Source organism: Sphingomonas sp. 179-A 2A2 NHS, assembly GCF_045371305.1.
Lineage (GTDB): Bacteria > Pseudomonadota > Alphaproteobacteria > Sphingomonadales > Sphingomonadaceae > Sphingomonas.
This window is the reverse complement of sequence record NZ_JBIQDE010000005.1, coordinates 138493-150932: the sequence shown is the minus strand read 5'-3', so window position 1 is coordinate 150932 and position 12440 is coordinate 138493. Positions and strand designations below refer to the sequence as shown.

The 12440-nt window shown below is 68.4% G+C and carries 11 protein-coding genes; 8 read left to right on the top strand and 3 right to left on the bottom strand.

Annotated elements, in window-relative coordinates; all coding sequences use genetic code 11:
• Positions 1 to 7: 7 nt before the first annotated feature.
• From ACH0AE_RS12665 to ACH0AE_RS12650, 4 genes are read left to right on the top strand one after another with little or no spacing between them, the layout of a single operon-like run.
• Entirely contained in the window at positions 8 to 1525 is a 1518-nt protein-coding gene (locus ACH0AE_RS12665) for a lipopolysaccharide biosynthesis protein (RefSeq protein ID WP_294444476.1), read from the top strand.
• Positions 1526 to 1552: 27 nt separating this feature from the next.
• Positions 1553 to 2005, top strand: a complete 453-nt coding sequence (locus tag ACH0AE_RS12660) for a PaaI family thioesterase (RefSeq protein ID WP_294444475.1) — start codon at positions 1553 to 1555, stop codon at positions 2003 to 2005.
• A gap of 48 nt (positions 2006 to 2053) precedes the next feature.
• Complete coding sequence (locus ACH0AE_RS12655) at positions 2054 to 3826, top strand: copper resistance system multicopper oxidase (RefSeq protein ID WP_294444474.1); 1773 nt, start codon at positions 2054 to 2056, stop codon at positions 3824 to 3826.
• A complete protein-coding gene (locus tag ACH0AE_RS12650) occupies positions 3823 to 4752 on the top strand; it encodes a copper resistance protein B (RefSeq protein WP_294444473.1) in 930 nt (309 codons plus the stop codon). The genes ACH0AE_RS12655 and ACH0AE_RS12650 overlap by 4 nt, the downstream gene beginning before the upstream one ends.
• Positions 4753 to 4788: 36 nt before the next feature.
• On the opposite strand, the gene hutH is transcribed toward ACH0AE_RS12650, so the two are convergent.
• Both hutH and ACH0AE_RS12640 read right to left on the bottom strand, forming a co-directional pair.
• Entirely contained in the window at positions 4789 to 6306 is a 1518-nt protein-coding gene (gene hutH, locus ACH0AE_RS12645; RefSeq protein WP_294444472.1) for a histidine ammonia-lyase, read from the bottom strand.
• Positions 6307 to 6401: 95 nt separating this feature from the next.
• Complete coding sequence (locus ACH0AE_RS12640) at positions 6402 to 6863, bottom strand: YaiI/YqxD family protein (RefSeq protein WP_294444471.1); 462 nt, start codon at positions 6861 to 6863, stop codon at positions 6402 to 6404.
• A 103-nt stretch (positions 6864 to 6966) separates the two neighbouring features.
• Between ACH0AE_RS12640 and ACH0AE_RS12635 the strand changes: the two genes are divergently transcribed.
• The 4 genes from ACH0AE_RS12635 to ACH0AE_RS12620 all read left to right on the top strand — a co-directional run bounded on the left by ACH0AE_RS12635 (position 6967) and on the right by ACH0AE_RS12620 (position 10627).
• Complete coding sequence (locus ACH0AE_RS12635) at positions 6967 to 7914, top strand: alpha/beta hydrolase (protein WP_294444470.1); 948 nt, start codon at positions 6967 to 6969, stop codon at positions 7912 to 7914.
• Between the two features lie 118 nt (positions 7915 to 8032).
• A complete protein-coding gene (locus ACH0AE_RS12630) occupies positions 8033 to 8641 on the top strand; it encodes an SRPBCC family protein (protein WP_294444469.1) in 609 nt (202 codons plus the stop codon).
• Complete coding sequence (locus ACH0AE_RS12625) at positions 8641 to 9831, top strand: zinc-dependent alcohol dehydrogenase (RefSeq protein ID WP_294444468.1); 1191 nt, start codon at positions 8641 to 8643, stop codon at positions 9829 to 9831. Before ACH0AE_RS12630 ends, ACH0AE_RS12625 begins: the two co-directional genes overlap by 1 nt.
• A gap of 10 nt (positions 9832 to 9841) precedes the next feature.
• Positions 9842 to 10627 (top strand): SDR family oxidoreductase, encoded by a 786-nt coding sequence (locus ACH0AE_RS12620; protein ID WP_294444466.1) that lies wholly within the window; start codon positions 9842 to 9844, stop codon positions 10625 to 10627.
• A 49-nt stretch (positions 10628 to 10676) separates the two neighbouring features.
• On the opposite strand, the gene ACH0AE_RS12615 is transcribed toward ACH0AE_RS12620, so the two are convergent.
• Complete coding sequence (locus ACH0AE_RS12615) at positions 10677 to 12422, bottom strand: amidohydrolase family protein (RefSeq protein WP_406875780.1); 1746 nt, start codon at positions 12420 to 12422, stop codon at positions 10677 to 10679.
• Positions 12423 to 12440 lie beyond the last annotated feature (18 nt).

Sequence of the window (12440 nt, the reverse complement as noted above, 5' to 3'; positions counted from 1 at the left end):
CGCCTCAGTGACCGAGACGTCGAAGGATATTGCGCAGCTCGCCAAGGGCGGGCGCACCAATGTCGCGGGATTCATCCTGCGGCTGGCGGCGCGCATCCCGTTCCTGTTCATCGCGGGGCGCCTCTATGGCCCGGAGCTGGTGGGGCGGTTCGCCATTGCGGTGGTGGTGGTGGAACTGGCGGCGCTCGTCGCGACGCTTGGCCTGAAGCGCGGGCTGGCACAGGCGCTGAGTCGGACCGACCGGCCGCACGTTCATGTCGTTGCCGACGGGCTGGTCGTCGCGGCGATGCTGTCGCTGGCGGCGAGCGCGGTGCTGTGCACCTTCCCCGAGGTCATGTACCCTAATACGCCGATCGTCGGGCTGGATCGCTGGCTGCCGCTGATCGTGCTGGCGATCGCCTGGTCGGACGTGAGCCTCGCGGCGCTGGCCTATCGCCACAACGTGAAGGCGGCGGTGACGGCGCGCGCCGTGGTGGAGCCGTGGACGATCTCGATCGCGGCCTGGGTCTTCTCCTTCTTCACCATCCGCGACGGACTGGTGCTGAGCTATGTCGCCTCGATGACGGCGGCGCTGATCGCGTCGATCGTGCCGCTGGTGCGCAGCTATGGCCTGCCGCGCGGATGGTCACCGGACCTGCGCGGCCTGCTGGCGATGATCCGCGACAACGTGCCGCTGGCGGGCGCTGACGCGTTCGAATGGGGCACGCGCAATGTCGACCGCTTCATCCTGGGCGTGATGTTCGAGCCCAAGATCGTCGGCATCTATTACATGGCCCAGCAGGTGGCGAGCCTGCCGCAGAAGCTGAAGACATCGTTCGACCCGATCCTGGGCCCGGTGATCACGCAGAGCCTGGCGGTGAACGACCGGGCGGCGATCGCGCGGCAGGTGCGCCAGGTCGCGTTCTGGATCATCGCGGCGCAGGCGTGCCTGGCGCTGATGGGATCGATCCCGGGCGAAGCCGTGATGGGCGTCGTGGGCCCGCAGTTCGTGGCGGGTACCGCGGCGCTGGCCTTCCTGCTGACCGCGGAGGTGCTCGCCTCCACCGGCGCGGTGTGCGAGACGGCGCTGGTCTATACCGCGCGGCATCGCAACCTGCTGATCTCCGCCGTGATGCTGACGTTCCAGGTGGCGCTGAGCTTCGGGCTGATCCTGCTGATGCGCGGGCAGGGCTGGCCGGTGGAATATCAGGCCGCCGGCCCGGCGCTGGCGCTGATGACGAGCCTGGCGCTGACCTCTCTGATCAAGGCGCGGCTGCTGGGAAAGATCCTGGGCGCGCCCGTTTCTCCGTTGCGCTGGCCGCTGCTGTGGGCGGTGCTGGCGGCGGGCGGCGTCGGCGCACTGTTCACCGCGCTGCCCCCGCACTTCGAATGGGCGGAGGTGGTGATCGGCATCCCGGCGATCGCGGCGACGTATCTCTTCATCCTGTGGCGCTGGGCCTTCGGCCCCGAGGACCGGGCGCTGTTCGGCCGCATGCCGCGCGCCGACGAGGCGACATTGCCCAATGTCGGCGCCCCGGCGCGCTGACACCTTCACGAAGCGAAAGGCAGAGAGTTGGACACGACGACCACGCCCGGCACGCGCCTGATCCCGGTTACGGAAGGCGATTGGGCGGGGTGGCTGCGCTGGCCGGGCACCGACCCGTTCGAGGATCATACCGGGCCGTTCTTCGCGCGGCCGGAGGATGGCAAGCTGGTCTGTGGTTTCCGCCCGGAGGCGAAGAACCGCAACGGCGGCGGCAACGTGCATGGCGGCGCGCTGCTGACCTTTGCCGATTTCTCCTTGTTCATGATCGCATCGGCGGAGCTGCCGGAATTCCATGGTGTGACGGCGTCGCTGAACGCCGAGTTCGTCGGCGCGGCGCGGCCGGACCGGCTGCTGACCGCGCGGGGCGAGGTGATAAAGGCGGGGCGCAGCCTGATCTTCGTGCGCGGGCTGATCGACGACGATGGCGCGATGGTGATGAGCTTTTCCGGCGTCATCAAGAAGATCAATCGCGGCGGCTGAGCGCCAGCGGTCAGGCAGCCGAAAGGTGAGGGGAGCTAGCGCGTGGCCATGAGCGGCCGGACCCGTCGACAATTCCTTCGCCAGGCGGGGCTTGCCTCCGGTGGGTTGGCGCTGCCGTGGATGCCGGCCTGGGCGCAGCCGGTATCGGCCGGGATCGCCGCGCCGCTGCCCGTGCTGGCCGGACCCGAGGTGGAACTGACCGTCGCGCACCGGATGATGACGGTTAACGGCCGGCCGAGCCACGCAATCGCGATCAACGGCACGGTGCCGGCGCCGCTCATCCGCCTGCGCGAGGGGCAGAATGCGCGGCTGAAAGTCATCAACCGGCTGGACGAGGATACCTCGATCCACTGGCATGGCCTGCTGCTGCCGTTCCAGATGGACGGCGTGCCGGGGATCAGCTTTCCCGGCATCCCCGTGCGCAGCACCTTCACCTATGAGTTTCCGGTGATCCAAGCTGGTACCTATTGGTATCACAGCCATTCCGGCTTGCAGGAGCAGATGGGCCATTACGGCCCGCTGGTGATCGATCCCGCGGGCGAAGATCCGATCGCGTCGGATCGCGAGCATGTGATCGTGCTGTCGGATCATTCGCCGCTGCACCCGCACGCGATCTTCCGCCGGCTGAAGCTGCAGGGCGGCTATTTCAATTACCAGAAGCAGACGCTGGGATCGCTGCTGGCGGGGCGGGACCAGCCGGCCGGCGAACGCGCGCAATGGGGCGCGATGCGGATGGACCCGACCGACATCTCGGACGTGACGGGATCGACCTACACCTATCTCGTCAACGGCTATGGCCCGCGCGACAACTGGACCGCGCTGTTCGCGCCGGGCGAGCGGGTGCGGCTGCGCTTCGTCAATGCCTCCGCCATGACGATCTTCAACGTGCGCATTCCGGGACTGAAGCTGACGGTCGTGCAGGCCGACGGGCTGGACGTGCGGCCGGTGACGGTGGACGAGTTCCAGATCGCGGTGGCCGAGACCTATGACGTGATCGTCGAGCCGGCGGAGGCGCGCGCCTATACATTGGTGGCGGAAGCGTCCGACCGGTCAGGCATGGGCCGCGCGACGCTGGCGCCGCGCGCGGGCATGGTAGCCGAGGTGCCGCCGCTGCGCCGCCGGCCGCTGACGACGATGAAGGACATGGGGATGGGGGGCATGGATCACGCCATGCCTGCTGGCGGCGGCCATGGTGCCCATGGTGCAGGGCATGACGCGAGCCATGGCGGCGGCCACGGCAGCGGGGGCGCGATGGATCATGCGATGCGCGATTTCGCCAATGCGCCCGAGGTGGCGCGAACGCCCACCGTCCAGTCGATCGCGCCGATGCCGGTGGATCGCACGGGCGAGCCGCCGCAGGGCCTTGGCGATGTGGGCCATCGCGTGCTCGTCTATCGCGATCTCGTCGCGGCGAGCCGCAACCCGGACGTGCGCGCGCCCTCGCGGCAGATGCGCATCCACCTGACCGGCAACATGGAACGCTATATGTGGGCGTTCGACGGGGTGAAGCTGAACGAGGTGAAGGCACCGATCCCGTTCCGCGCCGGCGAGCGCGTCCGCGTGACGCTGGTCAACGACACGATGATGGCGCACCCCATTCACCTGCACGGCCATTTCTTCGAACTGGTGACCGGGCATGGCGATCATGCGCCGAGGAAGCACACGGTGAACGTGGCGCCGGGGGGGACGGTGACCTTCGACCTGACCGCCGATGCGGTGGGTGACTGGGCGTTCCACTGCCACCTCCTCTACCACATGCACGCCGGCATGATGCAGGTGGTGACGGTGCGGCCGGATGCCACTGAAGGAGCGGCGGCGTGATCGCGCTTGCCCTGGCGCTCGCAGCGGCGCCGCAGGCGTGCCCGCCGGACCATGCCGCGATGGGCCATTGCACGCCCGCCGCGCCGGTTGAAGCACCGGCCCCGGCTCCTGCGGGAGGCTGTTCGCCCGAGCATGCCGCAATGGGGCATTGCAAGGCGGCGCGGCCAGCCGGCACCGACCAGCCGGCGGGGAATGCACCGCCACCAAAGCCGCCGACCGATCGTGCCGCCGCGCGCTTCTACGATCCGGCGGCGATGGCGGCGGCGGACCGGGCGATGCGCGCCGAGCATGGCGGGATGCGGACCGGGCAGGTGCTGTTCAACCTGGCCGAGGCGAAGGCGCGGCGCGGGCGCAACGGTTATGCCTGGGACGGCGAGGGCTGGTTCGGCGGCGATGTCGACCGGCTGGTGATCAAGTCCGAGGGCGAGGGGGCGTTCGGCGGCCCGGTGGAAGCGGCGGAGGTGCAGGCGCTGTATGCGCGCGCGATCGACCCGTACTGGAACCTTGAAGTGGGCGTGCGGCAGGATCTGGGGCGGAGGCCGCGGCGCACCTATGCGACGGTCGCGGTGGAAGGACTGGCGCCGTACTGGTTCGACGTCGAGGGCGCGCTGTTCCTGTCAGACAAGGGCGACGTGCTGGCGCGGGCGGAGGCGTGGTACGACCAAAGGATCACGCAGCGGCTGATCCTGCAGCCGCGCGCCGAGTTCAACCTGGCGGCGCAGGACATGCCGGCCGAGCGGATCGGGGCGGGATTGTCACAGGCGGAGGCTGGGCTTCGATTGCGCTACGAAGTGGCGCGCGAATTCGCGCCTTATGTGGGCGTGGCGTGGGAGCGGCGCTTCGGCGCGACGGCGCGCTACGCCCGCGCGGACGGGGAAGGCACGGGCGGCTTTTCGTTCGTGCTTGGCGTGCGCGCCTGGCTGTGAGCCGCCGCCAGGCGACGCGCCTGAGTTGAGGCGTCGCTAGGCAACGCCGGGCAGCGGGGGGACGCTGGCAAGCAGGGTGCCGTGCGCGACCAGCGTGGTGGCCAGCGCCATGTCGGGCGCCATGTGGCGATCCTCGGTCAGCGTCGGCACGCGTTCGCGCAGCAGCGCGCGGACCGCCTCGATCGGGGCGCTGGAGCGTAGCGGCAGGAGGAAGTCGCAGCCCTGCGCGCCCGCGAGAAGCTCGATCCCGAGTACCGAATCGACATTGGCGGCCATCGCCATCAGCCGCCGGCTGCCGTGCGCCGCCATCGAGACGTGATCTTCCTGATTGGCCGAGGTGGGGATCGAATCGACGCTGGCGGGCATTGCGCGCTGCTTGTTTTCGCTGACGAGCGCGGCGGCGGTGACCTGCGGGATCATGAAGCCGGAGTTCAGGCCCGGGCGGGGCGTCAGGAAGGCGGGGAGGCCGGACAGCGCGGGATCGACCAGCATCGCGATGCGCCGTTCGGCGAGCGAGCCGATCTCGCACAGCGCAATGGCGATCATGTCCGCAGCGAAGGCGACCGGCTCGGCGTGGAAATTGCCGCCCGAGAGCGCCTCGTCCGTGTCGGCGAAGATCAATGGATTGTCGGACACGCCGTTCGCCTCGGTCAGCAGCGTGATTGCTGCCTGGCGGAGGAGATCGAGGATGGCGCCCATCACCTGCGGCTGGCAGCGCAGGCAATAGGGATCCTGCACACGCGCATCATCGACGCGGTGCGAGGCGCGGATTGCGGAATCGGCCATGAGATCGCGCAGCGCCGCCGCGGTCTCGATCTGGCCGGCGTGGCCGCGCAGCAGATGGACGCGGGCGTCGAACGGCGCGTCGGTGCCCTTTGCTGCCTCGGTCGAGAGGATGCCGGTGACGAGCGCGCTGCGATAGAGCCGCTCCGCCTCGATCAGCGCGGCGAGCGCATAGGCGCAGGAGAATTGCGTGCCGTTGAGCAGCGCCAACCCTTCCTTGGCGCCAAGCTCCAGCGGCGCGAGCCCGGCGGCGGCGAGCGCCTCGGCCGCGTCGCGCGGCACGCCATCCAAGTAGATGGTGCCGACCCCGATCATCGCCGCCGTCATGTGCGCGAGCGGGGCGAGATCGCCGCTCGCGCCGACCGAGCCTTGCGCCGGGACGCGTGGGGTGAGGCCGCGGGCAAGCATCGCCTCGAGGAGCTGGACCGTGGCGGGCTGCACCCCCGAGGCGCCGCGCGCCAGGCTGGCGAGCTTCAGCGCCATCATCAGCCGGGCGATCGGGATCGGCATCGGATCGCCGACACCTGCCGCGTGGCTGAGCACGATGTTGCGCTGGAGCGTTGCAAGATCCGCCTGTTCGATGCGGACGTGCGCGAGCTTTCCGAAGCCGGTGTTGATGCCATAGACCGGGTCCCCCCGCTCGACGATCCGCGCGACCGCCGCGGCGCTGGCCGCCACCGCATCCATGCTCGCCGGATCGAGCCGCGGCGCGGCACCGCGATAGATCGCCTTCCAGCCGTCGAGCGACACGGAGCCGGGGGTGAGGATCATGATCGTTCCTTCATCGGATACTGGCACTGAGAACATGGCACGGGGGGAGGGCGCGGCTTAGCCGAACGGGCACGAGTCGGCGATTCTTCCGTGACTTATCGCGGGCGGCGGAGGAGCTTCATCAGCGCGGCATCGAGCGCGGAGAGGAAGCGCGAGCGATCCTCCTTCGCGAAGGGCGCAGGGCCGCCGATGCGATCGCCGCCGGCGCGCAGATCGCTCATGATCGCGCGCACCGCCACGGCATTGCCGATCGAGCTGGTGGTGAAGGGCTTGCCATTCGGCGCAACGACGGTGGCACCCGCCTTCAGGCAGCGATCGGCGAGCAGGATGTCAGCGGTGATCACGACCGTATCCGGCCCCGCATGATCGGCGATCCAGTCATCCGCCGCGTCGAAGCCGGCATCGACCACCTGGCGGCTGATCAGCGGATGCTGCGGCACGCGAAGGTGCGCATTGCTGACGACCGTCACCGGCACCTCCAGCCGATAGGCGACACGGTAGATCTCCTCCTTCACCGGGCAGGCATCGGCATCGACGAGAATGTGGGGGCGGGCCATGGCGTGCGCCTGTGCCACATCGCGCCCCGCCTTGCACTGGCGCCTTGCCCTGCCGCCGGGCGGATGAAAGGGTGGCGGCAACGACAGACGAGAGGATGAGCATATGGCTTCGAGCGGCACGCGGCATCTGGTGGACCCTGAACTGCTGCCGCTGCTGGAGGCCTGGCCGACCTTCGACCTGACCGTCGAGGCACTGCCGGCCGTGCGCGCGCGATCGCTGCCGCGCCCGCCAATGCCGCCGGTGGACGTGCGCTTCGACCGGATGGAAGCACCGGGCCGCGACGGCGCGCCGGCCGTGCCGCTGCACGTCTATCGCGCCAATGGCGTGGCAGGGCCGCTGCCGACGATCCTTCACTTGCATGGCGGCGGCTATGTCGCGGGCAAGGCGAGCGAGCTGGCGGACGCGCACCGCGTGATGGCGCAGGACCTGAAATGCGCGATCGTTTCGGCGGATTATCGCCTGGCGCCGGAGACCTGCTTTCCCGGCAATGTCGATGATTGCTACGCCGCGCTCGATTTCGTGATGCGCGAGGCGGATGCGCTGGGACTGGACGCGGCGCGCATCGGCGTGATGGGCGAGAGCGCCGGTGGCGGGCTGGCGGCGGCGCTGGCCCTGCTGGCGCGCGACCGGGGCGAGCACCGGCTGGCGTTCCAGCATCTCATCTATCCGATGCTGGACGATCGGACCTGCACCGCGCAGCCGCATGCCACCGCGGGCGAGTTCATCTGGAACCGGGCGAAGAACATCTTCGGCTGGACGGCGCTGCTGGGCCATGAACCGGGGCGCAAGGACGTGTCGGCTTATGCTGCGCCGGCGCGCGCGGCGGATCTGGCGGGGCTGCCGCCGACCTTCATTTCGACCGGGGCGCTCGACCTCTTCGTCGACGAGGACCTGGATTATGCGCGGCGGCTGATGGCGGCCGGGGTGCCCACCGAGCTTCATGTCTATCCGGGCGCCTTCCATGCCTTCACGCTGGTGGCTGGCGCGCGGGTGGCGCAGCAGGCGAACCGCGACAGCCGCGAGGCGCTGCGGCGCGCGCTGCATGGTTGAAGCGTCTTAACCTGCATCAACAATAGGAAGTTTTGACGCGCGTTCGGGCGGTTAAGCGGCTTTTCCCGGAACGCGGGAGCGACACGCATCGTTGGGGGGCATTCACCAGGAGGATGGAATGGCCGACACGATCGACCCCGCCCGCGCGGACGATGCTCCGCTTTCGACCGCCAAACATCGGTCCGCCGCCGTCGATTCCGCGACCAGCGGGATGATCGGAACGCCGGCCAGCGGCAATGCCGACACGCTGATCGGCCGCACCGTGACGATCCGCCGGCCGCGTGCCGAGCTTTACGCTTATTGGCGCGATTTCCCGAAGCTCGCGACGTTCATGGAGAATGTCGAGCGGGTGGAGATGCTGGACGACCAGCGTTCCCACTGGGTGGTGAAGGCGCCCGGCGGCGGCACCGTCGAGTGGACCGCGCGGATCACCGACGAACGCGAGGGCGAATATATCGCCTGGGCATCCGAGGAAGGCGCCGAAGTGCCCAACAGCGGCCGCGTCGACTTTCGCGATGCGCAGGGTGATCGCGGCACGATCGTCACCGCGACGATCCTCTACGACCCGCCGTTCGGCATCATCGGCAAGCTGGTCGCCAAGATGTTCCAGCGTGAACCCGCGATCCAGGCGCGGCGTGACCTGCGCCGATTCAAGCAGCTGATGGAAACCGGCGAGATCGCCACCGGCGCGCGCAATCGCCGCCTTCTGGAAGAGGGAAAGAACTGATGCGAGCATTGGCCTGGCACGGAAAGCACGACGTGCGCGTCGACACGGTCGACGATCCCGAAATCCTCAACCCGCGCGACGCGATCATCAAGATTACCTCGACCGCGATCTGCGGATCGGACCTTCACCTCTACGACGGCTACATCCCGACGATGCAGGCGGGCGACATCCTGGGCCATGAATTCATGGGCGAGGTGGTCGAGGTCGGCTCGGGCTCGACGCTGAAAAAGGGGCAGCGCGTGGTGGTGCCGTTCACCATCTCGTGCGGATCGTGCTTCCACTGCAGCAAGCACCAATATTCCGCCTGCGACAACGGCCTGCCCGCCGACAACCAGGATATCGCCATGGAGCTGTACGGCCAGCCGATGGCCGGGCTGTTCGGATACAGCCACATGACGGGCGGCTATTCGGGCGGGCAGGCGGAATATGTCCGCGTGCCGTTCAGCGACGTCGGCCCGATCGTGGTGCCCGATGGCGTGCCGGACGAGAAGGTGCTGTTCCTCTCCGACATTCTCCCCACCGGATGGATGGCGGCGGAGAATGCCGACATCGAGCCGGGCGATACGGTGGCGGTGTGGGGCTGCGGCCCGGTTGGCCTATTCGCGGTGCAGTCGGCGTTCCTGATGGGCGCGGCGCGCGTCATCGCGATCGACCATTTCCCGCGCCGGCTGGAGCTTGCCCGCAAGTTCGGCGCCGAGACGATCAACTTCGAGGAAAGTGCGACTTACGAAGCGCTGATGGAGATGACCGGCGGCATCGGGCCGGATGCGTGCATCGATGCCGTGGGCCTCGAAGCGCACGGCCTGTTCGTCGACAATGTGGTGGACCAGATCAAGGCATCCACCTTCCTTGGCACCGACCGCCCACATTCGATCCGCCAGGCGATCATCGCCTGCCGCAAGGGCGGGCGCGTCTCGATGCCGGCCGTCTATGGCGGCTTCGTCGACAAGTTTCCGCTCGGCGCCTTCATGGAGAAGGGGCTGACGCTGAAGACGGGGCAGACCCATGTGCAGCATTACCTGCCCGGGCTGCTGACCGCGATCATGGAGGAGAAGATCGATACGACCTTCCTGATCAGCCACACACTGCCGCTGGAGAATGCGCCCGACGGTTATCGCATGTTCCACGACGAACAGAATGAAGTGACCAAGGTGGTGCTGAAGCCCGGCCTCGATCGCCTCGACCTCTAGGAGAAACAGCATGGCCAACAAGCTTGCCATCGTGACGGGCGCATCGACCGGCATCGGCTTCGAACTCGCCACCATCGCCGCGCGCGAGGGATATGACCTGATCGTCGCCGCGGACGAGCCGCTGATCGAAGCGGCGGCGAAGGATTTTGCGCAGTTCGGCACCAGCGTCGAGCCGATCGAGGTGGACCTTTCCACCATCGAGGGCGTCGACCGGATGCTGGCGGCGGCGAACGGGCGGACGATCGACCTCGTCTGCGCCAATGCCGGCATCGGCACGGGCGGGCCGTTCCTCGACCTGGATGTCGCCGCCTGGCGCCATTCAATCGACACCAATGTGACGGGCACCGTGTACCTGCTGCAGAAGGTGCTGAAGGCGATGGTGGCGCGGGGTGACGGCAAGATCCTGGTGACGGGATCGATCGCCGGCTACATCCCCGGAAGCTTCAACGCGATCTACAATGCAACGAAGGCGTTCATCGACAATTTCACCGAGGCGCTGCGCAACGAGATCAAGGATGTCGACGGCGTGACGCTGACGACGCTGATGCCGGGGCCGACGGACACCGAGTTCTTCGCGCGCGCCGACATGCTCGACACGTCCGTGGGGCAGAGCGATTCCAAGGCCGATCCGGAGAAGGTGGCGAAGGACGGCTGGGAAGCGCTGATCGCGGGCAAGGGGCACATCGTGTCCGGCCTGTCGAACAAGCTTCAGGTGCTGGGTTCGGGCGTGATGCCGCAATCGGTGCTGGCCGAAATGCACCGCGGCATGGCGGAGCCGGGCACGGGCAAGGAATAAGAGCCGGGGCGGCAGGCGCGGATCGCGTGCCTGCCGCCTTCCTCAGTGGTCAGCCAAGCGCCCGGGCGCCGCGCAGCAGGCGGCCGGGGGTGCGCCCGGTCCATTCGCCGCGCTCGAAGGTGGGCACGCCCGACTTCACCGTCCAGCGATAGCCGCGCGGCTGCTGGAGCAGGCGGGTGCCGCCGGCGGGGAGATCCTGCACGATCTCCGGCGGGGCGAGCGACAGTTCGTCCAGCGCGATGACGTTGAGATCCGCGAGATAGCCCGGCGCCAGCACGCCGCGATCGTGCCAGCCGACGTGCGCGGCATTCTTCTGCGAATAGCCGTGGACGAGCCGTTCGAGCGGGGCGGAGAGACCGGCCTTGTTGCCGCGCGACCATAGCGCGACGGTGGTGGTGGGGAAGCTCCCGTCGCAGATCGTGCCGCAATGCGCGCCGCCGTCGGACAGGCCGTAGAGCACGTGATCGCCGGTCATCATGCCGTGCACGTCATCGAGGTTGCCGCGGGCATAGTTGATGAGCGGCATGTAGAGCAGGCGGCGGCCGCCTTCCTCCATCAGCGCATCATAGACGTAGGGGGCGGGATCCTGGCCGGCGCGAGCGGCCTCGGCCGCGATCGACTGGCTTTCGTGCGGCTCGTAATCGACCGGATCGGTCATGCGGAACATGCGCGAATAGCCCCGCGTGATGATCGCGATGAAGCCTTCGCTGGCGTGGAAGGCGGCGTGCTCGGCGAGGATCTCGGCGCGCACCTGCGGATCGGCGAGCGCCTTCAGCCGATCGTCGATGGTCGCGCTCTGCGACGCGACGCGGCGATAGGTGGGCGCGACGATGAAGGGATTGGTGGTGGAGGCGAAGGAGAGGATCGCCCCGATCGGGCGCGGTGCGACCTGAGCGCTGACGGGAAGGCCATCCGCCACCATCTGATCGATTTCGCGGTAGATGCTCTTCCAGCGATCGGGCGCGTCGTCGGTCTGCTGCACGGTGAAGGAGACGCGGCGGCCGCTGGTTTCGGCGAGGCGGCGGATGAGCTGGAGCTCGGCGGTGGCGAAGGCGTCGTCGGCGGTGAGATAGGCGTCCGAGATCAGCTGAATCACGCCCTTGCCCGTCCGGCGCAGCGCGGCGGCAATGCCGAGCAGTTCGGGATCCTCCGCCGTCAGCGTGCCGATGTTGAGCCCGTCGCGGCTGCGGTGCGCATGGGTGCGCGAGGTGGAGAAGCCGAGCGCGCCGGCTTCCATCGCCTCCGCGGTGAGCGCGGCCATGCGATCGACCTCGGCAGCGGTGGGCCGCTCCATATGATCGCCGCCGCGATCGCCCATGACATAGGCGCGAAGCGCCGCGTGCGGCATGTGGGCGCCGAGGTCCATGGTGTACTCGCGGGCGCTGAGCGCATCGAGATAATCGGGGAAGCTTTCCCAGTTCCAGGTCAGCCCTTCGGCGAGCGCGGTGCCGGGAATGTCTTCCACGCCCTCGAGCAGCTGGATCAGCCAATCATGCTTGTCGGCGCGGGCCGGCGCGAAGCCGACGCCGCAATTGCCCATGGCGGCGGAGGTGACGCCGTTGATCGAGGAGGGTGCGAGGACATTGTCCCACGAGACCTGCCCGTCATAATGGGTGTGGATATCGACGAAGCCGGGGGTGACGATGCAGCCGTCCGCGTCGATCGTCTCGCGCGCGGTGCCGGACACGTCGCCGACGGCGACGATCCTGTCGCCCTCCACCGCAAGATCGCCCCTGAAGCGGGGGGCGCCCGTGCCATCGACGATGGTGCCGTTCTTTACGAGCAGGTCGTACATCGCAGGCTCTCCTAACTA